At 69.6% G+C, this 24,736-nt stretch carries 22 protein-coding genes; 9 read left to right on the forward strand and 13 right to left on the reverse strand.

The window, feature by feature from the left end:
* Positions 1 to 18: 18 nt before the first annotated feature.
* The 3 genes from A5728_RS11315 to A5728_RS11325 all read right to left on the reverse strand — a co-directional run bounded on the left by A5728_RS11315 (position 19) and on the right by A5728_RS11325 (position 3,709).
* Positions 19 to 1,110, reverse strand: coding sequence for a BMP family protein (locus A5728_RS11315; RefSeq protein ID WP_064847178.1), 1,092 nt, complete (start codon positions 1,108 to 1,110; stop codon positions 19 to 21).
* A gap of 165 nt (positions 1,111 to 1,275) precedes the next feature.
* On the reverse strand, positions 1,276 to 2,535 hold the full coding sequence (locus tag A5728_RS11320) for an amidohydrolase (protein WP_052160783.1): 1,260 nt from the start codon (positions 2,533 to 2,535) through the stop codon (positions 1,276 to 1,278).
* A gap of 58 nt (positions 2,536 to 2,593) precedes the next feature.
* Positions 2,594 to 3,709 carry a mannose-1-phosphate guanylyltransferase gene (locus A5728_RS11325; RefSeq protein WP_064847179.1) on the reverse strand — a complete coding sequence of 372 codons (1,116 nt, stop codon included), beginning with the start codon at positions 3,707 to 3,709 and terminating at the stop codon, positions 2,594 to 2,596.
* A gap of 507 nt (positions 3,710 to 4,216) precedes the next feature.
* Between A5728_RS11325 and sdhC the strand changes: the two genes are divergently transcribed.
* The 4 genes from sdhC to A5728_RS11345 all read left to right on the forward strand — a co-directional run bounded on the left by sdhC (position 4,217) and on the right by A5728_RS11345 (position 7,724).
* The gene (gene sdhC / locus A5728_RS11330; protein WP_082943437.1) at positions 4,217 to 4,594 is read left to right on the forward strand and encodes a succinate dehydrogenase, cytochrome b556 subunit; all 378 of its coding nucleotides are present in this window, start codon (positions 4,217 to 4,219) and stop codon (positions 4,592 to 4,594) included.
* 4 nt (positions 4,595 to 4,598) lie between these two features.
* Entirely contained in the window at positions 4,599 to 5,084 is a 486-nt protein-coding gene (locus A5728_RS11335; protein WP_035963740.1) for a succinate dehydrogenase hydrophobic membrane anchor subunit, read from the forward strand.
* Between the two features lie 106 nt (positions 5,085 to 5,190).
* Complete coding sequence (sdhA, locus tag A5728_RS11340) at positions 5,191 to 6,942, forward strand: succinate dehydrogenase flavoprotein subunit (RefSeq protein ID WP_064847180.1); 1,752 nt, start codon at positions 5,191 to 5,193, stop codon at positions 6,940 to 6,942.
* A complete protein-coding gene (locus tag A5728_RS11345; protein ID WP_064847181.1) occupies positions 6,942 to 7,724 on the forward strand; it encodes a succinate dehydrogenase iron-sulfur subunit in 783 nt (260 codons plus the stop codon). Before sdhA ends, A5728_RS11345 begins: the two co-directional genes overlap by 1 nt.
* Positions 7,725 to 7,792: 68 nt before the next feature.
* Here A5728_RS11345 and A5728_RS11350 read toward each other — a convergent pair whose 3' ends face one another.
* From A5728_RS11350 to A5728_RS11370, 5 genes are all read right to left on the reverse strand, one after another.
* Positions 7,793 to 8,986: a YihY/virulence factor BrkB family protein gene (locus A5728_RS11350; RefSeq protein ID WP_156523455.1), complete on the reverse strand. Its 1,194-nt coding sequence runs from the start codon at positions 8,984 to 8,986 to the stop codon at positions 7,793 to 7,795.
* Positions 8,973 to 9,545, reverse strand: a complete 573-nt coding sequence (locus tag A5728_RS11355; protein ID WP_064847182.1) for a 2'-5' RNA ligase family protein — start codon at positions 9,543 to 9,545, stop codon at positions 8,973 to 8,975. Before A5728_RS11355 ends, A5728_RS11350 begins: the two co-directional genes overlap by 14 nt.
* Positions 9,546 to 9,631: 86 nt before the next feature.
* On the reverse strand, positions 9,632 to 10,669 hold the full coding sequence (trpS, locus tag A5728_RS11360) for a tryptophan--tRNA ligase (RefSeq protein WP_231885637.1): 1,038 nt from the start codon (positions 10,667 to 10,669) through the stop codon (positions 9,632 to 9,634).
* A 79-nt stretch (positions 10,670 to 10,748) separates the two neighbouring features.
* Positions 10,749 to 11,588 carry an exodeoxyribonuclease III gene (locus A5728_RS11365; RefSeq protein ID WP_064847184.1) on the reverse strand — a complete coding sequence of 280 codons (840 nt, stop codon included), beginning with the start codon at positions 11,586 to 11,588 and terminating at the stop codon, positions 10,749 to 10,751.
* Positions 11,589 to 11,623: 35 nt separating this feature from the next.
* Entirely contained in the window at positions 11,624 to 12,157 is a 534-nt protein-coding gene (locus tag A5728_RS11370; RefSeq protein ID WP_064847185.1) for a hypothetical protein, read from the reverse strand.
* A gap of 120 nt (positions 12,158 to 12,277) precedes the next feature.
* On the opposite strand from A5728_RS11370, the gene A5728_RS13790 reads away from it, so the two are divergent.
* Complete coding sequence (locus A5728_RS13790) at positions 12,278 to 12,772, forward strand: MFS transporter (protein WP_064847186.1); 495 nt, start codon at positions 12,278 to 12,280, stop codon at positions 12,770 to 12,772.
* Complete coding sequence (locus tag A5728_RS14885; RefSeq protein WP_064847187.1) at positions 12,745 to 12,927, forward strand: hypothetical protein; 183 nt, start codon at positions 12,745 to 12,747, stop codon at positions 12,925 to 12,927. The genes A5728_RS13790 and A5728_RS14885 overlap by 28 nt, the downstream gene beginning before the upstream one ends.
* Before the next feature lie 89 nt (positions 12,928 to 13,016).
* Here A5728_RS14885 and A5728_RS11385 read toward each other — a convergent pair whose 3' ends face one another.
* Positions 13,017 to 13,904, reverse strand: coding sequence for a bifunctional methylenetetrahydrofolate dehydrogenase/methenyltetrahydrofolate cyclohydrolase (locus tag A5728_RS11385; protein ID WP_064847188.1), 888 nt, complete (start codon positions 13,902 to 13,904; stop codon positions 13,017 to 13,019).
* Between the two features lies 1 nt (position 13,905).
* Entirely contained in the window at positions 13,906 to 15,192 is a 1,287-nt protein-coding gene (gene glyA / locus A5728_RS11390) for a serine hydroxymethyltransferase (RefSeq protein ID WP_064847189.1), read from the reverse strand.
* Between the two features lie 306 nt (positions 15,193 to 15,498).
* Here glyA and A5728_RS11395 point away from each other — a divergent pair, with 306 nt between their 5' ends.
* Positions 15,499 to 18,855: a beta-phosphoglucomutase family hydrolase gene (locus A5728_RS11395; protein ID WP_064847190.1), complete on the forward strand. Its 3,357-nt coding sequence runs from the start codon at positions 15,499 to 15,501 to the stop codon at positions 18,853 to 18,855.
* 155 nt (positions 18,856 to 19,010) lie between these two features.
* Positions 19,011 to 19,571 carry a gamma carbonic anhydrase family protein gene (locus A5728_RS11400; protein ID WP_064847191.1) on the forward strand — a complete coding sequence of 187 codons (561 nt, stop codon included), beginning with the start codon at positions 19,011 to 19,013 and terminating at the stop codon, positions 19,569 to 19,571.
* A 146-nt stretch (positions 19,572 to 19,717) separates the two neighbouring features.
* On the opposite strand, the gene purH is transcribed toward A5728_RS11400, so the two are convergent.
* The gene (gene purH / locus A5728_RS11405) at positions 19,718 to 21,328 is read right to left on the reverse strand and encodes a bifunctional phosphoribosylaminoimidazolecarboxamide formyltransferase/IMP cyclohydrolase (protein WP_064847192.1); all 1,611 of its coding nucleotides are present in this window, start codon (positions 21,326 to 21,328) and stop codon (positions 19,718 to 19,720) included.
* Positions 21,329 to 21,385: 57 nt separating this feature from the next.
* The gene (gene purN, locus A5728_RS11410; protein ID WP_082943438.1) at positions 21,386 to 21,979 is read right to left on the reverse strand and encodes a phosphoribosylglycinamide formyltransferase; all 594 of its coding nucleotides are present in this window, start codon (positions 21,977 to 21,979) and stop codon (positions 21,386 to 21,388) included.
* A gap of 96 nt (positions 21,980 to 22,075) precedes the next feature.
* Here purN and A5728_RS11415 point away from each other — a divergent pair, with 96 nt between their 5' ends.
* Positions 22,076 to 22,789 carry a DUF308 domain-containing protein gene (locus A5728_RS11415; RefSeq protein WP_156523456.1) on the forward strand — a complete coding sequence of 238 codons (714 nt, stop codon included), beginning with the start codon at positions 22,076 to 22,078 and terminating at the stop codon, positions 22,787 to 22,789.
* Between the two features lie 110 nt (positions 22,790 to 22,899).
* Here the strand turns inward: A5728_RS11415 and A5728_RS11420 are convergent, their stop codons facing one another.
* Positions 22,900 to 24,696: a DUF6350 family protein gene (locus tag A5728_RS11420; RefSeq protein ID WP_231885631.1), complete on the reverse strand. Its 1,797-nt coding sequence runs from the start codon at positions 24,694 to 24,696 to the stop codon at positions 22,900 to 22,902.
* Positions 24,697 to 24,736 lie beyond the last annotated feature (40 nt).

Here is a 24,736-nt window from a genome sequence, read left to right on the forward strand (position 1 = left end):
CCTGCCGGGCCCGCCCGCTCAGGCGGTGGGGGCGTTCTTGGACTGCACCGTGACCTTGCCGTCGATGATGTCCTGCTTGAGCTGCTGGACCTGCTTGTCGAGGTCCTCGCTGACCTCGTCCTGCTGGTCGTGGTAGGGGGCCAGGCCCACACCACCGTTCTCGAGCGTGCCCACGTACTGGGTGTTGTCGAAGTTGCCGTCCGCGGCCTGCGTCACGACGTCCTCGACCGAGGTGGACATCTCCTTGAGCACGGACGTGAGCAGGAACTCCTTGCCGGCGTCCAGGGTCTCGTAGCCGTCGGTGTCCGGCCAGATCAGCCGGACGTTCTTGCCGCTGCGGTTGGCCTCGGTCATGGCGTCCACGGTGCCCTGGGCCGCCTGGCCGGCGACGGGCAGGACCACGTCCGCGCCCTCGCCGATGAGGTTCTGCGTGACGGTCTTGGCCTTGGAAGAATCCTGGAACGAGCTCAGGAACGTGCCGTTCTGGGAGTCCTTGTTCCACCCGAGGACCTGCACGTCCGCCTTGTTCTTCTCGTTGTAGTACTTCACCCCGTCCGCGAAACCGTCCATGAACACGGTCACGGTGGGGATGTCCATGCCGCCGTACGTGGCGACCTTGCCCGTCTCGGACGTGCCCGCCGCGAGGTACCCGGCCAGGAACGCCGCCTGGGCGGTGTTGTAGACGATGGGCTTGACGTTGTCCGCCTTGATCGAGTTGTCGTCCACGATCGCGAAGTGCTTCTCCGGGTTGGCCGCGGCCACCTTCTTGGTGGTGTCCGCGAGCAGGAAGCCCACGGAGACCGTGAGGTTGCAGCCCTGCTGCGCCATGGAGGTCAGGTTGGGCTCGAACTCCGTCTCGGACTGGGACTCGGCCTGGCTGATCTGGATGCCCTTGTGCTCCTCGGCGGCCTTGAGGCCCTCATAGGAGCTCTGGTTGAAGGAACGGTCCTGGAAACCGCCGTCGTCGGAGACGATGCAGCCCTTGAAGTCGGAGGCCTGGGCGCTGCTGTCGCCGGCGTTGTCCGGGGCGGCACCGCAACCCGCCAGGACCAGGCCGGTGACCCCGGCCAGGCCAAGCGTCCCCAGGGTGCGCAAACGTCGAGTAGTCATGAGGTCCTCCGGTCGGACTGGGATCAGATGTGGGTCGTGACCCGGGAACACAGTGCACGGGTCACCGGCCCGTGCCCCCGGGCGGTGACCCGTGCAGTGAGCCGGGTCATAGGTCAGCTCAGTGTAGCCCCGGAAGTACCCAGCAGTACGCTCACCGCGGGCGTGTCAGGACTGCGGGGCGTCCGGCGTCGTCGTCGCGTCCGCGAGCTCGCGCACGCGCAAGCGGATGGCGCGCAACGCCGTGGAGGCCATGACCTGCACGCCGCAGCCGATCGCCTCCTCCTGAGGGGCGTAGTCGGACTGGTGCAGGTCGTAGGTTCGGCCGCCGGGAGCCCGGGTCCCCAGGCGCATCATGGCGCCGGGGACGTGCTGCAGGAACCACGCGAAGTCCTCCCCGCCCATGGACTGCTCCACCAGCAGGATGCTCTCCTCCCCCAGCTCCGCTCGCGCGGCGATCTCCAGCAGGGTGGTCTCGGTCTCGCCGTTGACCACCGGCGGCACACCCCGGATGTGCTCGAGGTCCACGTTCACGCCGTACGGTGCGGCCACCTGCTCCACGACCTCGTCCAGCATGTCCCCGGCGCGCGACCACGCGTCCGCGTCCAGGCAGCGCATGGTCCCGGACATGAAACCGGACATGGGGATCGCGTTGGGTGCCACACCTGCGTGGATCTGACCCCACACCACGGCCACCCCGGAGCGCACGTCCACGCGGCGGGAGAGCACCGCGGGCACGTTGATCGCGATCTGGCTCATCGCGTAGACCAGGTCCTCGGTCAGGTGCGGGCGGGACGTGTGCCCGCCGCGTCCGGACAGCTCGATCCGGATGGTGTCCGACGCCGAGGTGATCGCCCCGATGCGCGTGCCTACCTGGCCCACGTCCACCTTGGGTTCGCAGTGCAGGGCGAACATCCGCGGCACGCCGGCCAGCACGTCCTCCTTGATGATGGTCAGGGCGCCGCCGGGCAGTTTCTCCTCGGCCGGCTGGAAGACCACGCGCACGGTGCCCGCGAACGGGGACGAACGGTGCACGTCGGCGAGCACGCGGGCCACCCCGAGCATGACCGTGGTGTGGATGTCGTGACCGCACGCATGCATCACGCCCTCGTTGACGGACGCGTAGTCCAGGCCCGTGTCCTCGAGGATGGGCAGGGCGTCGATGTCCGCGCGCAGGCCCACCATCACGGGCCCGCGACCCACGTCCACGTAGCACCCGGTGCGTTCGAAGCGCACGGGGTGCAACCCGGCGGCCTCGAGGGCGTGCACGATCCGGTCCGTGGTGCGGTACTCCTCGTAGGACAGTTCCGGGTGCTTGTGGATGTCCCGGCGGAAGCGCACGAGGTCCGGGAGGTAGTGCGAGAGCAGGGGGCCGATGGCCGGGGGCAGTCCGATGTCGTCGGCGGACGGCAGAGGCAGATCCAACATGTGTGTCACAGTACCGCCGGGACCCCGCGCGGTGATTCAGCGCGGGCGGAGGCGGGGCTCACAGGACGTCCGTGTCGCCGTTGCGCTTGAGGGAGTCCACCGCGTTCTTGACCCGTTGCGCGTGCTCGGCCGTGGTGACCAGCAGGGCATCCGGGGTGTCCACGACCACGATGTCCGCCACGCCGATCAGCGCGATCAACCGCCCCGTGTCGGACACGACGATCCCGGAGGACTCGTCCGTGAGCACACGGTTGTTCTGGCCCAGGATGGACACTGGCGCGTCCGTGCGCGGGTCCACCTTGTTGAGCCGGTTGATCGCCGCGAAGTCCCCCACGTCCTCCCACGTGAAGTCCCCGGGGACCATGGCCACGTCCCCGGCCGCGGCGGCGGGTTCGGCCACGGCGTAGTCGATCGCGGTCTTGGTCAGGGTGGGCCACACCTCGTCCACGACGGCGTCCCGCTCGGGGGTCTCCCACGCGTCCGCGATTCGGTCCAGGCCCCGCGCGAGCTCGGGTTCGCTGCGGCGCAGGTAGGAGAGCATGAGACCCACGGGCGCCACGAACATGCCCGCGTTCCACGTGTACTTCCCGCTGGCCACGTAAGCGCGCGCGGTCTCCTCGTCCGGCTTCTCCACGAACTGCTCCACGGCGAGTGCGTGGGGTGCCTGATCGAGTCCCAGGGACTGCCCCGCCTTGATGTAGCCGAAGCCCGTGGCGGGCGACGACGGCGTGATCCCGATCGTGACGATGCGTCCGGTGTCCGCCGCCCGCACCGCTTCCTTGACGACCTCCTGGAACGCCGAGGCGGGCTCCACCACGTGGTCCGCCGCGAACGAACCGATGATCGCGGTGGGGTCGCGGCGCTCGATGAGCGTGCACGCGAGGCCGATCGCCGCCGCGGAGTCCTTGGGGGACGGCTCGAGCACGAGGTCGTCCGCCGTGAGCTCGGGCAGCTGTTCCTGCACCGCCCCGGCGTGGGAGCGCCCGGTCACGACCATGACCGGACCGGCGGACAGACCCGCGAGCCGGTCGAAGGTGGCCCGCAGCAGGGACGAGCCGGAGCCCGTGAGGTCCAGCAAGAACTTGGGGGCATCCGCACGGGACAGCGGCCACAGCCGTGAACCCACCCCGCCCGCGGGGATGAACGGATGGAAACGTTGCAATGGCGAAGTCACGACGGTCAGTGTACGGCCCCCTCCCCCGGCGGCCCTGGATGCGTCACCCGTGACATCCCGGGGTACGGGCCGCACACGGGCCGGGTGTGCCCACGCACGACGCGGCCGGCCGGCCCACGGGGACTTCCCGTGAGCCTTCGCGGGCCCGACCCCGCACCCGGGCGAGAGGTTCCCTCGAAGGCCCCGTGAGACGTCGCCGGCGGACCCTACGCACGGAGGTCGTGGGGCCGCTTGACGGCCGCTCGCGGGGCGTTCGGACGGCGCACGGCCGGAGCCGATTCAGACACAGAACAATGCGCTAATTCCGCGCTATTCCGGGGGGCACACTTGCAGACACGTTGTCAGGAAATGTGCGGGGGGCTGGTATCTTTGACGAGAACTACCGCATCATCCATGACAGAGCCAGCCAGGGCTCCGCCATCGCCGTGCACTCGCGCGAGAACGCTGCCTTCTTCTTCGACCATTCTTCGGTGCGCACGACGACGAGCGACACAGGGAGGACATTCCGTGGCGAACTCAACCAGGGGCACCCTTTACCGCGGCCAGTACGGCATGTGGTCTTGGGTCGCCCACCGTATTACCGGCGTGGCCATCTTCTTCTTCTTGCTGGTCCACGTCCTCGACACCGCTCTCGTGCGTGTATCCCCCGAGGCCTATAACGCAGTGATGGCGACCTACAAGAACCCCGTGATGGGTCTCGGCGAGGCCGGCCTCGTGGCCGCGATCGTCTACCACGCCTTCAACGGCCTGCGCATCATCCTGATCGACTTCTGGAAGGGCGGGACCAAGAACCAGAAGGGTCTGCTCTGGGGCGTCATCGCCCTCTGGGTCATCGTGATGATCCCGTTCCTCATCCGTCACCTCTCAGTCGTTTTCGGGGGTTAATTCCGTGAGCACTCCTCTCAAGACCAAGATCAGCGTCCCCCGCAGCCGGGACCTTCAGGTGGACGGCGTGAAGTACAACCGCGCCGGTTCGTCCCGCAGCAGCTTCGAGATGATCGCATGGCTGTTCATGCGCATGTCGGGCGTGGTGCTGCTCGTGCTCGTGTTCGGTCACCTCTACGTCAACCTCATGGTGGGGGACGGCGTGCACGCGATCGACTTCGGGTTCGTGGGCGGCAAGTGGGCCAACCCGTTCTGGCAGGTCTGGGACCTGGTCATGCTGTGGCTGGCCATGCTCCACGGCACCAACGGTATCCGTACCATCATCGACGACTACGCCGATCGCAACACCACCCGCTTCTGGCTCAAGGTGCTGCTCTTCGTGGCCTCGGGCTTCGTGATCCTGCTGGGCACCATGGTGATCTTCACCTTCGAGCCGTGCCCCGCCGGTGCGGACCCCGCGCTGCTGGCGTCCTTCTGCCCCGGAGCGTGATCGCGGCCACGGCGGAGCCCCCGGCTCCGCCGTCGTGCGTCGTCGCGGCCCGAGCGGCCGGGACCCGATACTTCTCCCACTCACCCACATAGAAAGAACATCTGGTATGCAGGTTCACAAGTACGATGTGGTAATCGTCGGCGCCGGCGGCGCCGGCATGCGTGCCGCCATTGAATCCGGCCAGCGCGCCCGCACTGCCGTACTGACCAAGCTCTACCCCACGCGTTCCCACACCGGTGCGGCCCAGGGCGGCATGTGCGCCGCCCTCGCCAACGTCGAGGAGGACAACTGGGAGTGGCACACGTTCGACACCGTCAAGGGTGGCGACTACCTGGTGGACCAGGACGCCGCGGAGGTCATGGCCAAGGAGGCCATCGACGCGGTGCTGGACCTGGAGCACATGGGACTGCCCTTCAACCGCACCCCCGAGGGCAAGATCGACCAGCGTCGCTTCGGTGGACACACCCGCGACCACGGTAAGAACCCCGTCCGCCGCGCGTGCTATGCCGCGGACCGTACCGGTCACATGATCCTGCAGACCCTCTACCAGACGTGCATCAAGCACAACGTGGAGTTCTACAACGAGTACTACGTCCTGGACCTGATCATGGTGGACACCCCGGAGGGCCGCCGCCCCGCCGGTGTGGTCTCCTACGATCTCGCGACCGGCGAGCTGCACGTGTTCCAGTGCAAGTCCGTGATCTTCGCCTCCGGTGGCGCGGGCAAGGTCTTCAAGACCACGTCCAATGCCCACACCCTCACGGGCGACGGCATGGCGATCGCGTTCCGCAACGGCCTGCCCCTCGAGGACATGGAGTTCGTGCAGTTCCACCCCACGGGCCTGGCGGGCCTGGGCATCCTGGTCTCGGAGGCCGCCCGTGGTGAGGGTGGCATCCTGCGTAACTCCGAGGGTGAGCGTTTCATGGAGCGCTACGCCCCCACCATCAAGGACCTGGCCCCCCGTGACATCGTGGCCCGTTCCATGGCCAACGAGGTCCGTGAGGGCCGCGGTTGCGGCCCCAACAAGGACTACGTCCTGCTGGACCTGACCCACCTGGAGCCGGCGCACATCGACGCCAAGCTCCCGGACATCACCGAGTTCGCCCGCACCTACCTGGGTGTGGAGCCCTACACTGAGCCGGTGCCCGTGTTCCCCACCGCGCACTACTGCATGGGTGGCATCCCCACCGACATCAAGGGCGAGGTCTTCCAGGACTCCGAGAACACGGTTCCCGGTCTCTACGCCGCCGGTGAGGTCGCGTGCGTGTCCGTGCACGGCTCCAACCGTCTGGGCACCAACTCGCTGCTCGACATCAACGTGTTCGGCAAGCGCTCCGGAATCTACGCCGCGGAATACGCGCGGGACGCCGAGTTCCTGCCGATCCCCGACAACGCCACCGAGCGCACCGAGGCGCTGCTCAACAACGCGCGCAGCCCGCACGGTGACGAGAAGGTCGCGGCCATTCGCAAGGACCTGCAGGACACCATGGACGCCAACATGCAGGTGTTCCGCACGGCCGAGACCATCCAGACGGCCCTGGACGACATCGCCGCTCTGGAGGAGCGCTACTCCCACATCTCCATCCAGGACCAGGGCAAGCGGTTCAACCTGGACCTGCTGGAGGCCGTGGAGCTGGGTTTCCTGCTGCAGCTGGCCAAGGTGATGTCCGTGGCCGCCCTGCACCGCGAGGAGTCCCGCGGTGGTCACTTCCGCGAGGACTTCCCCAACCGAGACGATGAGAACTTCATGGTCCACTCCATGGTGTACGAGGACCCGTCGTCCCCCACCGCGGGAATCCGGCAGGAGACCAAGCCGGTGATCATGACCCGCTACGAGCCGATGGAGCGTAAGTACTGATGTCCACTGCAGCCACCGAGAACCAGACCCAGGACGCTCAGAAGCCCGGCGACAAGGGCGAGGAGTCGATCCCCACGTACGACGTGGTGCTCAAGGTCCGCCGCTATGATCCCGAGTTCAGCTCCGAGGCGCACTGGGACGAGTGGAACCTAACCATGTACGGCACCGACCGCGTGCTGGACGCCCTGCACAAGGTCAAGTGGGAGCTGGACGGTTCCCTGTCCTTCCGCCGCTCGTGCGCACACGGCGTGTGCGGCTCGGACGCCATGCGCATCAACGGCCGCAACCGGCTCGCGTGCAAGACCCTTCTCAAGGACCTGGACCTGTCCAAGCCCATCCTCGTGGAGCCCATCAAGGGCCTCCCGTGCGAGAAGGACCTGATCGTGGACATGGAACCGTTCTTCCAGTCCTACCGCGAGATCATGCCGTTCCTGGTGAACGAGGACCACACCCCCACCGGAGAACGCTTCCAGTCCCAGGAGGACCGCGCGCGCTTCGACGACACCACCAAGTGCATCCTCTGCGCCGCGTGCACGTCCTCGTGCCCGGTGTTCTGGACGGACGGGCAGTACTTCGGCCCGGCCGCGATCGTCAACGCGCACCGGTTCATCTTCGACTCGCGTGACCAGGCCGGTGACATGCGCCTGGAGATCCTCAACGATAAGGAAGGCGTGTGGCGCTGCCGTACCACCTTCAACTGCACCGAGGCGTGCCCCCGCGGCATCCAGGTGACCAAGGCCATCGCCGAGGTCAAGAAGGCGGTCTTCGCCTCCGCCTTGTGACCCCTCGTGGCACGACCGCGGCCCCGGGATCCCTCGTGGATCCCGGGGCCGCGGTCTTTCCCGGGCTTTCAGCTCTCCGACGACGACGCCGCGGGGCCACTACCTACCGCGGGGCTGCTGCCCGCCACCGGCCTGTCGAAGCGGACGGGAGTTGCGTGTCCGAGGCCCCGAGCGGCATCGGGCAGGGAGGTCGCCGCCACGACCGTGACGGCCCGGTCCTCGCGCTCCGGCTGGGCGCGGGCCCCTCGGATGTCCGCCTGCACGAGCGCGCCCACGGCGGCCGCGAGCAACAGAACCTGCCCGTAGAGGTTGAACCACAGCAGTACACCCACGAGCACCGCGAACGAGAGCAGATAGGGGTTGTCCGCGCTGCGGGCGATGATTTCGCTGCCGCCGTAGCGCAGCACCTGCGAGCCCAGGGCACCCGTGACGATGGTGGCCAGCAGGGCCTTGCGATGCAGTTTGAGCTGGGCGACTCCGCTCACCAGAGCCAGGCTCATCAGGATGTCCACGAGCAGACCCACGCCGAGCGTGACCGCGGACTTGGCCCCGCCGTCCAACCACGGCTGCAGGCGCGTGAGACCGAGCTGACCGAGCCACCCCAGCACCCCGTCCACGGCGCCGGACGCGAAGACGCTCACGGTCGCGGAGGCGAGCAGCAGGATCCCGATCACCACGAGCCACGCGAGATCGCGCGGTACGGCCGCCACGGGCACCCCGGGGGCGGGCGGCAGTTCGAACATCCGCCGCGTGGCCAGCCGGATACCGGCCACCCAGCGCCACGCGGTGAACAACAACACCGCGAGCGCCACGGTGGAGGCCACGGTGAAGGGCCCCGTGTTCTCGAGCAGGCTCAGCGGGATGACTCCCCCGTTACCGTCCCCCACGTCCAGGAGTCCGGGGATGTTCTGCACCAGACCCGCCACGAGCGTCTGCTGAAGCGGCGAGTCGGTTCCCAGGAACGTGGCGAGTGCTGCGAAGCAGATCACCAGCAGGGACGAGGACGCGAAGAGCAATTGGTACGCGAGCCCGGCGGACATGAGCGGCCCGCCGTGGAACATGTAGTGCGCCACCACGCGCACGGGGAACACCGACATGAACCGCGCGAAGAACCACGCACCCAGGGCGCCGGCCCGCCTGCCCAGGGGTGCCCCCTCGGCGGCGAGCTGTCGGCGTACTTCGCGCAGGCGCCGGTGTTCCGCGTGCAGTCCAGTGCGGTCCGTGAGGGCGGGGACCACCGGGGGCGGGTCAGTGTGCGTCACGGTCGTCCGTGCCGGCCCCGCCGAAGGGGAGGCGGTCCCGCACGTGCCACGCACCGTGTTCGTCCCCCTCGTAGAGGTCGATGTGGTCCACCAGGAAGGACGCGTGGTACGTGCGCAGCACGTGCTGGGCGCGGTCCAGCCCCTCCTCCGTGGTGCCGTGGGCCAGCGTCACGTGGGGGTGGAAGTCGAAGGGGGACGCGGACTCCAGGTGGTGCTCGCTCAGATCGCAGTGCAACTGCACGCATTGGTCGTGACCGCCCTCGATGCGCAGGTAGACCACCGGGGTCACGGGTCGGAACGTCCCCGTGCCGCGGATCTCCACGTGGAACGGTTGCCAGCGGTCGGCAACCTCCCGGATGTGGGACACGAGGTCCGCCCAGTCCTCCCCGCGCTCGGCGATCATGAGTGTGATGTGCGCGGGGACCGAGCCCGCTTGCGCGTCCCCGAAGGACGAACGCCAGTCCTGCAACTCCTGGCCCATGGGTTCGGGCAGCCGGATGACCACACCCGCGTACACCCGGCCCGGGCGCACGGTGGGGGAAGGATGTCCCTCGCTCACACGATCCTCCTCAGGTCGGCCCCGTCCAGACTATCCCACGGCGTCTGGCGCCACACGGCGTGCCGCACGGGGCCCCGCCCGGCGGCTCACGCGCCGGGGAGGAAGCCCATCCGCTCGTAGACGTCCGTGACCGTGCGGGCCGCGATCTCCCGGGCCTTGTGCGCGCCCCGGGCCAGCAGCCGGTCCAGCTCGGCGGGATCGTCGAGCAGTTCCTGGGCGCGCTTCTGGATGGGGTCCAGGGTCTGGGTGACCACCTCGGCCAGGTCCACCTTGAGGTGGCCGTACATCTTGCCCTCGTACTCGGCCACGAGGGTGTCCACCGGGGTGCCCGTGAGGGACGAGTAGATGGTCAGCAGGTTGGAGATCCCCGGCTTGGCCTGGCGGTCGAAGCGCACTTCGGTGCCGTCGTCCGTCACGGCGGACTTGATCTTCTTGGCGTTGGATTTCGCGGGATCCAGCAGGCGGATGAGCCCGGCATCCGACGGCGCGGACTTGGACATCTTGGCCGTGGGGTTCGCGAGGTCGTAGACCTTCGCGGAGTTCTCGAGAATCTTGGCGTCCGGGACCACGAACGTCTCACCGAACCGGGAGTTGAACCGCTGCGCGAGGTTGCGGGTCAGCTCGAGGTGCTGGCGCTGGTCCTCCCCCACCGGGACCTGGTTCGCCTGGTACACCAGGATGTCCGCGGCCATCAGCACGGGGTAGGTGAACAACCCCACCGTGGTGTTCTCCGCCCCCTGCTTGAGGGACTTGTCCTTGAACTGGGTCATCCGCGCGGCCTCCCCGTAACCGGTGATGCAGTTGAGCACCCATGACAACTGCGTGTGCTCCGGCACCTGGGACTGGATGAGCAGCGTGGAGCGCTCGGGGTCGATGCCCGCGGCGATGTACTGCGCGGCCGTGACCCGGGTGCGCTCGGACATCGTGGCCGGGTCCTGGCCCGCGGTGATCGAGTGCAGGTCCGCCACGAAGAACACGCAGTCGTTGTCGTCCTGCATGTCCACCCAGTTGCGCAGCGCTCCCACGTAGTTGCCCAGGTGCAGGGAGTCCGCGGAGGGCTGCACGCCCGACACCACGCGGGGTGTGGGGTTCGGGGCGGTGTTCTGTTCGGTCACGGTCGACATCTTCTTTCGGTTCTCGGTCATGGGAGGCGGGGAGGTGCGGTGCGGGCAGCGGCGTCGTCGTCCGCCGACGCACGGGACCTCACGAGAGGCGGTAGTCCACCACGAGCGGAGCGTGGTCGGAGAAGCGCGTGTCGTACGCGGCGGCCCGGTCCACGACGGCACTCCGGGCGGCCGCGGCGAGCCCGGGGGTGGCCATATGGTAGTCGATGCGCCACCCGGCGTCCGTGTCGAACGCCTTGCCGCGGTAGGACCACCACGTGTAGGGCCCAGGGACGTCCCCGGCGAGGCTGCGGGCCACGTCCACGTAGCCCACGTCCCCGAAGAACTTGTCGAAGTACGCCCGTTCCTGCGGCAGGAAGCCTGCGTTCTTGACGTTGCCCTTCCAGTTCTTGATGTCCCGCTCGGTGTGGCCCACGTTGAGGTCACCCACCACGAGGGCATGATCGCCGCGCTCGGCCAGTTGCGGCATGCGGGTGAGCATCGCGTCCAGGAAGCGGTACTTGTCGTCCTGGCGGGGTGTGTCCACCTCGCCGGAGTGGACGTACGCGGAGACCAGGGTCAGTGTGGTGCCGTCCGGCAGGCGGACGTCGTTCTCGATCCAGCGCCCGGAGTCGTCGAAGTACTCGTCCCCGATGCCCACGCGGGACTCGGTGGGAAGCAGGGCGCCGTCGAACGCGTCGCGGCGCGTAGCGATCGCGACGCCCGCGCGGCCCTTGGCGGCGGCCTCGGTGTGCCGCACGTCCCACACGTCCTCGTCGAGCAGCTCGCGCGTGATCTTGTCCGGCGCGCGCACCTCCTGCAGGCACAACAGGTCGACGCCGCGCGGGGCGAGCCAGTCCGCCATCCCGCGCCGGTACGCCGCTCGGATGCCGTTCACGTTCACCGTGGCAATGCGCACCGTCTGCTGGGAATCCGCCATGTGCCTGTGTCTCCTCGCTCGTTACGGGGTGGTTCTCAGTCCACCACCGTACCGCTCACGGGCTTCGAGGAGTCCTTGAGGCTGCGCAGCCCGTTGGCCGCGGTCATGTCGATGGTCTCCAGGGCCCGCTGGATCTGCTCAGGATCGGGCTCGGCGCCGGAGAGCTGTTCCTTCACGACCTTGGACTGCACCAGGATCACCTGCATGCCGTGGGCGAGCTTCTCGTCCCGCAGGGACTGACCCGCGCCGGCGGACGCGGAGGCGGCGGGAGCGCGGCCGTGCTGGGCCTGGAACTGCTCCTGCGCCTGGCGCACCTGCTCACGGCCGTACGCCGCGGCCTTGCGCACCATGCTCAGCGCCCACACCGCGAGCATGAGCCAGCCCAGGGCAATCCCCGCGAGGATCCAGCCGAGCAGGGAGTTGGAGTTGGCGGCCTGGATCAGGGCCACCGCGAAGATCACGGCCAGGACGGCCAGCCCGATCACCGTCCCCCACAGGGCGGTGCGTCCGGTGCGGGGAGCGTCCGGGGAGTCGGTGGCGCGGGTGTGTGCTGATCCGATCGACTGCATGAACCCATTGTCTCAAACCGCGCGGGGCGCACCGAATCGGGCCGGTCCCCGGGGACCCGACCCGCCGGCGTCGCCCGAGCCCCTTGGCACAACCGGGCCCCGAGGGGGTATCAAGAGAGGGTGAGCACATCTTCGGCGGACTCTCCGCGCTCCCCCGGGGACGACTCCCCCGCACTGGACCCCGCCGAACGACGCCGCATCCTGTGGGTCCTGCTCGTTCCCCTGTTCATGTCCCTCATCAGCGTCTCGATCGTGAACGTGGCCCTGAGTTCCATCCAGCAGGAGCTGGAGGCGAGTTCCTCGGCACTCCAGTGGGTGCTCACCGGGTACGCGCTCGCGTTCGGGGTGCTGCTCGTGGCCAGCGGCCGCGCGGGGGACGTGTTCGGCCGCCGGAAGCTGTTCATCGCGGGGATCGCGGTCTTCGCAGGGGCCTCGCTGTTGTGCGGTCTCGCGCCCAACACCACGGTGCTCAACATCGGCCGGGTGATCCAGGGCCTCGGATCCGGGATGCTCAACCCCCAGACGGTGGGCATGATCCAGGAGTACTTCCAGGGTCGGGAGCGCGCCAAGGCGTTCGGGCTGTTCGGTTGGGCACCGCGATCGGCACCGCCCTGATCACGGCGGTGACCTTCGGTGTGCTCGCCCGCGCCGACTGGGATGCCGCGTTCACGGCGAGCTTCGCGGTGATCACTGTGATCGTGCTGATCGCCATGGGGATCGGGATCGCGGACATGCGCCGACACACCCCCGAGGAGCCATCCCGGGGCTGAGCCCCGCGCACCTCGTTCCCGGCACGTGTTCGGACCGCGGACTCCCGGGCTTTACGGCCGCGCGGCGTCGTGACCGGAAGGCTACGGGATCAGGCCGACTCGACGGCCCGTTCGCAGGACTCCACCACGTTGACGAGCAACATGGCCCGGGTCATGGGACCCACGCCCCCGGGGTTGGGCGACAGCCACGAGGCGCGCTCGGCGGCGGCCGGGTCGATGTCCCCCGTGAGCTTCTTCTTGCCGGTCTCCGTGTCCTCGACCCGGGAGACACCCACGTCGAGCAGGACGGCACCCTGCTTGATCTGGTCCGCCCCGATCATGTGCGGGCGCCCCGCCGCGGCCACCACGACGTCCGCTTGCGCGAGCAGCTCGGGCAGGTTGCGGGTGCCCGTGTGGGCCAGGGTCACGGTCGCGTTGATCTCCCGGCGGGTCAGCAACAAACCGATGGGCCGACCCACGGTCACACCGCGGCCGATCACCAGCACGTGGCGCCCCGCGAGGTCCACCCCGTGACGCGTGAGCAGCTCCACGATCCCGTGCGGCGTGCACGGCAGCGGGGACGTGATGGGCTCGTTGACGTTGAGCACCAGCCGCCCCAAGTTCGTGGGGTGCAACCCGTCGGCGTCCTTCGCGGGATCGATGCGCTCGAGCACGGCGTTGGTGTCCATGTGCGGCGGCAGGGGCAACTGCACGATGTACCCCGTGCACCGGGGATCGTCGTTGAGCTCGTCGATGACGCGCTCGAGCTCCTCCTGGGACGCGTCCGCGGGCAGTTCCTTACGGATCGAGGCGATCCCCACCTGCTCGCAGTCGCGGTGCTTGCCCGCCACGTACGAGTGCGAGGCGGGATCGTCGCCCACGATCACGGTTCCGAGACCGGGCACCACGTCCCGCTCGCGCAGTGCGGTCACGCGCTCGGTCAGTTCTTCCTTGATCCGGGCCGCGGTCGCCTTGCCGTCGAGGACCTGGGCCGTCATCTCACCACTCCTCGAGGCCGGGGTACAGCGGGAACTGCTCGGTCAGGGCGTCCACGCGCGAGCGCAGGGCGGAGACGTCCGCACCGGGCTTGAGGGCCTCGGCGATCACGTCCGCGACCTCCTCGAACTCGCCCGCGCCGAAACCGCGGGTCGCGAGCGCCGGGGTCCCGATACGCAGCCCGGACGTGGTCATGGGCGGGCGGGGGTCCCACGGCACCGCGTTGCGGTTGACCGTGATCCCCGCCTGGTGCAGCAGGTCCTCGGCCTGCTTGCCGTCCAGCTCGGAGTGGCGCAGGTCCACGAGGACCAGGTGCACGTCCGTGCCGCCGGTCAGCACGGACACACCGTGCTCCGCGAGATCCGGGGAGTTCAACCGCTCGGAGAGGATCTGCGCGCCCTCGATCGTGCGCTGCTGGCGCTCGCGGAACTCCTCGGTGGCGGCGATCTTGAACGCCACGGCCTTGGCCGCGATCGCGTGCATGAGGGGCCCGCCTTGCTGGCCGGGGAACACCGCGGAATCGACCTTCTTCTTGAGGTCCGCTTCCGCGAGGATCACACCGGAGCGCGGGCCCGCGAGGGTCTTGTGCACCGTGGAGGTGGTCACGTGCGCGTGGGGCACCGGGTTGGGGTGCAGCCCCGCGGCCACGAGACCCGCGAAGTGGGCCATGTCCACCCACAGCTTGGCATCCACCTCGTCCGCGATCGAGCGGAACGCCTCGAAGTCCAGCTGGCGCGAGTAGGCGGACCAGCCGGCCACGATCACGTTCGGCCGGGCCTGCAGTGCCTGCTCGCGCACCTTGTCCATGTCAATGCGGTAGGTGTCCGGGTCCACCTCGTACGCGGCGATGTTGTAGAGCTTGCCCGAGACATTGATCTTCATGCCGTGGGTCAAGTGCCCACCGTGGGCCAGGGACAACCCCATGAGGGTGTCACCGGGCTGCATGAGCGCGGCCATCACGGCGGTGTTCGCCTGGGCGCCCGAGTGCGGCTGCACGTTCGCGTGATCCGCCCCGAACAGTTCGCACGCGCGGTCACGAGCGAGGTTCTCCACGACGTCCACGTACTCGCAACCGCCGTAGTAGCGACGGCCGGGGTAGCCCTCCGCGTACTTGTTCGTGAGCACCGAGCCCTGCGCCTCGAGCACGGCACGCGGCGCGAAGTTCTCCGACGCGATCATCTCGAGCGTGGAGCGCTGGCGCCCCAGTTCGTCCTCGATGGCCCGTGCGACGTCCGGGTCCACCTCCGACAGCGGTTGATTGGTCACAGGGTGTCCCAGGGATTCCGTCATGCTCCACCTTCTTTGTGCGCGGGAGGGTCCGCTCCAGCATATCCGCGCGTCGCGGTGTTGCGCCTCAGCACGGCGGGGGCACGAGCGCGGCGATGCTCGTAGAGTTTCTGGATCGTCCGGGCCCTCGGCGGGCGGGTCCCGCCCGGGGAGCGAATGCGGGTAGCATGTGTACCCGTACCGCGTGCGTACCCCCTGCGCGCGGCAGCCGTCACAGCGCAGCCGGGCTGCCGCTCTCGCTCAGCGAGCGCGAGCATTCGCATCGTCCCGCCCCACGTCCTGATCCTTCGTGTTAGGAGATCTCGCGCCGTGAACGTTCTTCCCACCGCCCCGTTCACCGCTTCCATGCCGCGCATCACCGACGGCCAGTCGCCGCCGGAACCCGTGGACGTGGTGCGCACCCCGTACGCCGCCGTGATCTTCGACATGGACGGTGTGGTGACCGACACCGCCGGGGTGCACGCCCGCGCGTGGCAGAAGCTCTTCGACCGGTTGCTGACCGATCCCCGCCTCGAGCCCGTAGCTCCGGCCACCGAGGTGGACCGGCGCCCGTTCGACATGGGCGGTGACTACCGCACGTACGTGGACGGACGACGTCGCGAGGACGGCGTCCGCGCGTTGCTCGCCGCCCGCGGGACCATGCTCCCCGAGGCCCAGAGCCACGAGGACCCGCAGCCGGGTGACTGGACCGTGCAGGGCCAGGCCGCCGCGAAGGACGGCTTCTTCCACGAGGAGCTGCGCGAGCACGGTGTGCGCGTGTTCACGGGCACCGTGGCCCTGATCGAGCGGCTGCGCGAGGGCGGTGTGCCCGTGGGGCTGGTGACCGCGAGCCGCAACAGCGCCGTGGTCCTCGAGGCCGCCGGGTTGCAGCACTTGTTCGACCGCATCGTGGACGGCAATTGGGCCGCCTCGCACGACCTGCCGGGCAAGCCCGCCCCGGACACCTTCCTCGAGTGCGCACGCCTGCTGGGCGTGGCCCCCGGCGAGAGCGTCGTCGTGGAGGACGCCGTGGCCGGCGTCCAGGCCGGTGCCGCCGGCGACTTCGGCCTGGTCGTGGGGATCAACCGGGACGGTGCCCGGGAACGGCTCTACCGCGCGGGCGCCCACGTGGTGCTCAACGACGTCGCCGAGCTGGACCTGGGCGCGCGCCGGGACGACCCGTGGGCGCTCGTGTTCGACGGTTTCGACCCCGCCACCGAGCCCCGCCGCGAGGCCCTGCTGACCCTGGCCAACGGCTACATGGGCGTGCGCGGCGCGGCCTGTGAGTTCGCCGCGAACACCGTCCACTACCCCGGAACCTACCTGGCTGGCGTGTTCAACCGGGTGCTCAGCCACATCAACGGCCGGGACGTGGAGCACGAGTCCATGGTCAACGTGCCCAACTGGCTGCACCTGGACCTGCGTTTCGCGGAGGGCCAGTGGTGGTCCGAGGGCGGAATGAAGCCCTCCGAGGAACGCGTGGAACTGGACCTGCGCCGCGGTCTGCTGACCCGCACGCTCGTGCTCACGGAAGCGGACGAGGACCCCGGCGCGGACCAACCCCCGCGCAGCCTGGAGATCACCCAGCGCCGCCTGGTGTCCCTGCGCTACCGCCACCTGGGCGCCCAGGAGACCCGGATCGTCTCGCGTGGATTCAGCGGGCGGTTGCACGTGCGCACCGGTGTGGACCCCGCCGTGACCAACAGCGGCGTGGCCGAGTACCGGGAACTCAACGCCCACCACCTCGCGCTACTCGAGTCCACGACCCTGCCGGACGAGCACGAGACCCTGCTGTCCCTCGTGCGCACCTCCCAGTCCAAAATCGAGATCGCGATGGCCCAGCGCACGCGCATCGAGTCCGAAACCCCCGTGCGCGAGCGCCGCGAGGTGCGCCCCGGCGGGATCGAGTTCCGCCGCTACACGGTGCAGATCGACCCGCACAACCCCGTGCTCGTGGACAGCACGACCGCGGTGGTCACGAGCCGCGACGCCGCGATCGGTTCCCCCCGCGAGGGAGCGCTCGCCGAGCTGAACCGCACGCCGTTCGGGGTGCGCAAGCTGCTGGCCTCTCACGAGATCGAGTGGGCCCGGTTGTGGGACCGCTACGAGGTCACCCTGGAGGCCGCGGAGGACACCCCCGAGCACGTGGCCACCCAGCTCGCAGTGCGCACCCACCTGTTCCACGCGGCCCAGACCCTGGCCCCCCACCTGTCCCTGCGGGACGCAGGCATCCCCGCCCGCGGTCTGCACGGTGAGGGCTACCGCGGCCACATCTTCTGGGACGAGCTGTTCATCCTGCCCGTGATCAACATGCGTCAGCCGCACGTGACCCGGTCCCTGCTCTCCTACCGGTGGCGGCGCCTGGCTATGGCCCAACAGCATGCCCGGGACTTCGGTCTCTACGGCGCGGCCTTCCCATGGCAGTCCGGTTCCGACGGGCGCGAGGAGACCCCGCCCGAGCTGTACAACCACCACTCCCGGCGCTGGCTACCGGACAACTCGTGGCGCCAGTTCCACGTGGGCCTGGCGATCGCGTACAACGCGTGGGTGTACTACGAGTCCACCGGGGACATCGACTGGCTCTCCGGCCACGGGACCGAGCTGATCGTGGGAATCACCCGCCTGTTCGCGTCCCTCGCGGAGTACGACTCGCACGACGGCAAGTACCACATCTCCGGTGTCATGGGCCCCGACGAGTACCACGACGGCCCCGCGGGCCAGCACGGTGGTGGGCTCAAGGACAACGCCTACACCAACGTGCTCACGTCCTGGCTGTTCCGTCACTCGGCCCACATCTTCCACGACATGGTCGAGCACCAGCGCGAGGACCTGGAATCCCGCTTCGAGATCTCCCCGCAGGAGGTCCAGAAGTGGCTCAAGATGGCCGAGAACATGTACGTCCCGTTCAACGCGGACGGCACGATCGCGCAGTTCGAGGGCTACGACGAACTCGCCGAACTGGACTGGGACTTCTACCGCACCAAGTACCGCAACATCGGCCGCCTGGACCTGCTGCTCGAGAACGAGGGCGACCTGACCAACAACTACAAGCTCTCCAAGCAGGCGGACACGATCATGCTCGTGTACCTGCTGGGTCCCGAGGGTTTGATCGAGGAACTCGCGCGCATGGGCTACACCACGGACCTGGACGCCATCCAGCGCACCGTGGACCACTACATCGCACGCTCCTCCAACGGTTCGTCCCTGTCCCGCGTGGTCAATGCCGCGGTGCTCGCGTGGCTCGACCCGGACCGCTCGTGGGGTTCGTTCCAGGACGCGCTCATGATCGACATGGACGACACCCAGGGCGGCACAACGGGTGAGGGCATCCACCTGGGTGCCATGGCCGGTTCGGTGGACGTGATCACCCGCGCGTACGCCGGGCTGCGCGTGCGGGGCCAGTGGCTTGAGTTCCAGCCCGCCCTGCCCCGCGAGTTGGACGCCGTGGACTTCACGGTCCTGTACTGCGGTCAGGTCATCGAGGTCTCGCTGGACCACGACATCCTGGAGCTCGAGGCGAGCTCGGTCAAGGCGGATCCGGTCACGGTGCACGTCAACGGCGCCGAGTACGTGCTCAAGGGCGGGCAGAAGATCGCGGTGTCACTGCGCCACCGCGAGTCCCGGCGTCCCGAGAAGGCCATGGCCGCCCTGCGGCGCCGGTTCATCTCCGACGCCGGCGAAGGCTGAGCCCCGCCCCGAACCGTGGCCGTACGACAACGCCGCGCGGCTCGGGCGCGCCTGCTCACCGGGCGCACACCGGGCCGAGCCCCGGCCACGCGCCGGGCGAGTGGCGGCTACCGGCGGCGTCGTGACGAGCGCGAGCGCGCACTATGCTATGGCTCATGACACAGTTCTCCGAGCCCGCGGGCGCCGTCGCCGCCCGCGAACCCCTGATCCTGCCCTACGGTCAGCACCGGCCCTCCGTGGCCCGCTCCGCTTTCGTGGCACCCAACGCCACGATCGTGGGTGACGTGGTGGTGGGTGCCGGGGCGGGCATCTTCTACGGCGCCGTGGTGCGCGGTGACCGCTCCCCCCTGCGGATCGGGACGAACTCCAACCTGCAGGACAACGTCACGGTGCACTCGGACCCGGACCACCCCACGACCATCGGCGAGCGCGTGAGCGTGGGCCACAACGCGGTCATCCACGGGTGCGTCCTGGAGGACGACGTCCTCGTGGGGATGAACGCCACCGTGCTCAACGGCGCCGTGGTGGGCCGCGGGAGCCTGATCGCCGCCGGGACCGTGGTACTCGAGGGCGAACGCATCCCGCCCGGTTCCCTCGTGGCCGGGGTCCCGGGCAAGGTCCGGCGGGAGCTGTCCGTGGACGAGCAGCATGCCGTGAGTCGCAACGCCCAGAACTACATCGAGCTCTCCCGGGAACACCGCGCCATGTTCTCCTGAGCCCGCCTGGACAACCGCAACACACGACGACGCGCGGCCCCGGAAGCCCGGGACCGCGCGTCGTCGTACGCCGGGTGAAACCGCGGTAGCCCGGCGGGAGCGGCTCAGTGAGTGTCGCCCAGTGGATGCGGCTCGGTGGATGCCGCTCAGTGGAAGAAGTGCCGCGCCCCCGTGAGGTACATGGTCACGCCCGCGGCCTGGGCCGCCTCGATGACCTCCTCGTCACGGATGGAACCGCCCGGCTGCACCACGGCGCGCACGCCCGCGTCCAGGAGCACCTGCAACCCGTCCGCGAACGGGAAGAACGCGTCCGACGCCGCGACCGCACCGCGGGCACGTTCAGCGTGATCCTCGGCGAGCGTGTTCGCCCGCTCCACGGACAGGCGGCACGAGTCCACGCGGTTGACCTGGCCCATGCCGATGCCCACCGAGGCGCCGTTGTTCGCGAGCAGGATCGCGTTGGACTTCACGGCTCGCAGGGAACGCCATGCGAACTCGAGGTCCGCCAGGGTCTTCTCGTCCGCGGCGTCACCCGAGACCAGGGTCCAGTCGGCAGGGTCGTCGCCCTCGGCGTCGAGGCGGTCGGCCTGCTGGAACAGTGCGCCGCCGGAGATCCCGCGGTACTCCAAGGGATCGCGGCCGAAGCCCTCGGGCAGCGCGAGCAGGCGGATGTTCTTCTTGGCCCCGAGGATCTCGAGCGCCTCCGGCTCGAACTCGGGGGCCACGACCACCTCGGTGAAGATGGGCTTGAGGTTGCGGGCCATGTCCGCCGTGACCGTGCGGTTGGCCGCCACGACACCGCCGTACGCGGAGAGCGGGTCGCACGCGTGGGCCTTGAGGTGGGCGTCCGCAATGGGGTCCTGCGCGCCGGGGGTGGCCACGGCCACGCCGCACGGGTTGTTGTGCTTGACCACGGCCACGGCGGGCTCGTCGTAGTCGAATGCGGCGCGGACGGCGGCGTCCGCATCCACGTAGTTGTTGTAGGACATCGCCTTGCCGTGCAACTGCTCGGCCTGCGCGATCCCGGGCGCCGCGGCGTCGTTCGTGTAGAGCGCGGCCTTCTGGTGCGGGTTCTCGCCGTAGCGCAGGGACTCCGCGCGCTGCAGCGCGAGACCCGCGTACGGGGGCCAGAAGTTCGCCTCGGGGTCGTGGTCGAACTGCTGGGCGGTCCACGTGGCCACGGCGGTGTCGTAGGCCGCGGTGTGGGCGAACGCCGCCGCCGCGAGCTTCTGCCGGGCCGCGAGGTCGTAACCGCCCTCCTGGGCCGCGCGCACCACGTCCGGGTAACCGGCGGGATCCACGACCACGGAGACCGCGGCGTGGTTCTTGGCGGCCGCGCGCACCATGGACGGACCACCGATGTCGATCTGCTCCACCACGGCGTCCTGCTCCGCACCCGAGCGCACGGTGTCCTGGAACGGGTAGAGGTTCACGATCACCAGGTCGAACGGCTCGATCTCGAGCTCGGTGAGCTGATCCATGTGTTCCGGCTTGCGCCGGTCCGCGAGGATTCCCGAGTGCACGCGCGGGTGCAGGGTCTTGACCCGCCCGTCCAGGCACTCCTGGAACCCGGTGACCTCGGAGACCTCGGTCACGGGGACCCCCGCGCCGCGGATGGTCCCGGCGGTGGAACCGGTCGAGACGATGCTCACGCCGGCGTCGTGCAGCCCTCGCGCGAGCTCCTCCAGACCGGTCTTGTCGTACACGGAGATCAGTGCGCGCTTGAGCGGCACACGGTTCAGGTCGGCAGTGTTCACGAGCTCTCCAGTGGGGACGAGGGTACGGACGGTAGGCGGGCCGGAGCCCGGTTCAGTCTACGACCGGGGCAGATCGGGGTCGGTGCTCGTGACGTCCCAGCTCAGTTTCGCCAGCGCGTTGACGAGCAGGGTGCGCTCGGCGGATTTGATCCGCTCGTGCAGCACGGATTCGGTATCGTCCTCGGCCACGGGGACCGCGACCTGGGCCAGGATGGGTCCGGCGTCCACGTCCGCGACAACCTCGTGCACCGTGGCGCCCGTGACCTTCACGCCGTAGGCCAGGGCGTCCCGCACGGCATGGGCACCGGGGAAGGACGGCAACAAGGACGGGTGCGTGTTGATGATCCGGCCCGGGAACACGGACACGAACTCCGCGTCCACGATCCGCATGAACCCGGCGAACACCACGCGGTCGGGGTGGTAGGACGCCACGCGTCGTTGCAGCGCACGGTTCCACTGCTCCCGGTCCGGGTACTCGGACAGCGGCACCACGAAGGTGTCGATGCCCGCGGCGCGCGCCCGGTCCAGACCGGCGCACTCCAGGTCCGCACCCACGGCGGCGATATCCACCTCCACGTCCCCCTGGTGCAGGGCGTCGATCATCGCCTGCAAATTCGTACCGGAGCCCGAGACCAGAACCACTAAACGCATGGGCCCACTCTATCCAGCGAGGCTGCCTCGATGGCGCCGCGGCGGTGCTGCGCCCGCGACGCTGCTCGGTCCGTCCGCTCGCCTACAGTGGTGGGTATGCACGATTCCCGCCACCGGTGCACGCCGCCCCACGCCACGCACTCGATGGGTTCGACCTCCGGCGGCTCCCCTTCCGGGGGTTCCCACTCAGGGGGACCGCACTCCGGCGGCCCGCAGCACCGTGGCCCGCACGCCGGCGACCCGCGCGGTGAAAAGCCCTCACCTCGCGGCCCCCAGTCGGGGGACCCCTCTGACGGCGCTCGGCTCCGGTTCGCCGCGGTAGCCGCGGCCCTCGCGGTGCTCGCCTCCGCACTCGTGGTGGGTGACGTGTGGTCCACCGTGGCGGGGCTCGTACTCGCCATCGCCGCGATCGTGCTGGGCATCATCGCGCTCGCGCGCTCCCGCGGTTCGTCCTCACGGGTCCCGATCACGGTGCTCGCGGTGTTGGCCATCGTGTGGGGTGTGATCAACGCGCTGGGCGGCGGCACCCGGTTGCTCGTGTGGCCGGCCACCCAGGTCTACCAGGAATGCACCGATCGGGCCCTCACGCTGTCCTCGACCAGCCGGTGCGAGCAACAGCTCAACGACAACGTGTGGAAGCATTTCTCGGGTGCGCCCCTCGAGACGGGTGCGCCGCAGGACGATCCGACGGCCACCGCCACGCCTGAGGCCTCCCTTGTCACGCCCACGCCGAGCGCCTCGAACCCTGCCCCTTCGGGGAGTGCTACACCGGGAGCGACCTCGCCGACCTCCGCCGGTCCCGGGTCCTGAGACGCCCGCTCCCAGCGAGTCCATTGCTATCGAGAGCGGTTCGTCATCGGCCCAGTCCCATGTCCTGGGACGCCCGAGCCCGTCGGCGCCAGGAGCGGTTCATCGTCGTCTCAGTCCCGCTCGTCGTCGAGGGCGGCCAGCCGCGCGGCCTTGCGCTTCTCGGACCTGCGCTGCGCACGACGACGCTTGGCCTCCTCACGGCGGGACAGTCCCGGTTCGTCTGCCGATCGTCCCACGGCCGTGGACCCGCCGCGGGGCTGGGACTCCCGCTCGGGCTCGGCGGCAGCGCGCGACGCGCGGCCCCGGAACAGACCCCGGACACCCCGAGCCGTGACCTCGCCGTCCGGGACGGCCGCCCCGGATCCAGGACGGCCACCGGGTGCCGTGCGAGCATCCTGCCCGGCGCCGGGGCCGGAAGCCGAGCGGGAACTGTGCACGGCGCCAGCGGCGGGCAGGGCGTCGTGGTGGGCCACAGCGGCGTCGTCCTCCGGGGCCGGGGAATCCGGCACGGGGAGCTCGTCCGCCTCGGCGCGGGAGCGGGAACGGTAGCCCTCGCGTTCGAGCCAGGGCCCGGCCAGGCACCCCACGGTGGCGCCCACCGCGAGTTCGGCACCGAGCCACAGGAACACGTGCCACGCGTGCGGGCCGATGTCCGTGAGCCTGCCGATGCCCAGCGAACCGCTGGAGAGCCACGCGAGCGCGGTCACGAGGCCCGCCCCCACCGCGGCCATGAACACCGCCGTGAGCACGGTGGAGAGCACGAACGTGATCCAGCGCAGAGGCAGGCGGATGGCCATCCAGTCGTCCAGGTGGTTCTCACCCTCGCGGCAGAACCACCACCCCGCGAGCAGACCCGCGAGCACGGGCAACCCCAGGACCGCAGGGGCGTACAGCCACGGGTCACCGGTGGGCAGCGCGGCGAGCGCCGGGAACTGCGGCAGCGGTCCCAGCGTGCTCTGGAACGGCGACACCAGGGTCCCGGTGCCCAGCGAGAAGCCGGCACCGGTGGCCCACGTGAGCGCCCACACGACCATGTTGGGCAGGTACCCGAACTGCAGTGCCGTCAGGGCGGTGTCCCCCGCAGCGCCGGTACCGAGGTCCTGGTAGACCGTGATCACGCGGTCCCAGTTCCACGCGAGCGTCACCACGAACAACAGGGCACCGGCCGCCACAGCGGTGACCGCGGCGAGGAAACCGGCGCGGATCACGGCCCACACGTAGGAACCGGCCCAGCGTGAGTGCTGGCTCGTGCGCTGCAACCAGGACGCGACGTCGGCCCCGAGCACCGCGGCGAGCGAGCGCGAAGCGCTCCACCCGCCCACGAGGGTGCCCAACCCGGCCGGGACCAGGGGCAACAGGGCGGCCGCCACGAGGTCCACCGAGACTTGTTCGGTGCGGCTGAGCCAGCCCACGAGGGCCCCGAAGAGCGCGTACGCGAGCATCCCGGCGAAGAACGGGATCAGGAACTGACCGCGCCAGCACGCCCGGGCGATCCGGCGGCCCGCGATCACCGCGAGGCCGAACGGGATCAGCGTGAGCCCTAGAGGCACGAGCGTGACCGTCCCGCCACCGTCCAGCGACAGGCCCTGGATGGCTTGGATCGTGAGGGGCACGCAGTGCGCGAGCAACCAGACCTGACCGGCGAGCTGCAGGCTCCCGCCCGCGCCCAGGGTCGCGAAGCCCCCCGCAGCCCATACCGCACCCAGGAGCACGGTGCCCAGCAACAGGCCCACCAAGGCCACCGCGAGCAGCTCGATCACGCCCTGCAGCGCGAGCGGCATGGGCAGTCCCGGGGAGTCGTCCGGTTCGGGGCGGGGCACGTCGGCGGCGCGCACGGGGGACGAACCGTGCGACGTGAAGCGGTCGCGTACGCCCGAGACCACGCCGGGCAGTGAGGGAAGTTTCATCACCGGACATCTTTTCACGTTCACCCGCGCACCACGGGCA

Source organism: Kocuria sp. ICS0012 (assembly GCF_001665945.1).
Taxonomy (GTDB): Bacteria; Actinomycetota; Actinomycetes; order Actinomycetales; family Micrococcaceae; genus Kocuria; species Kocuria marina.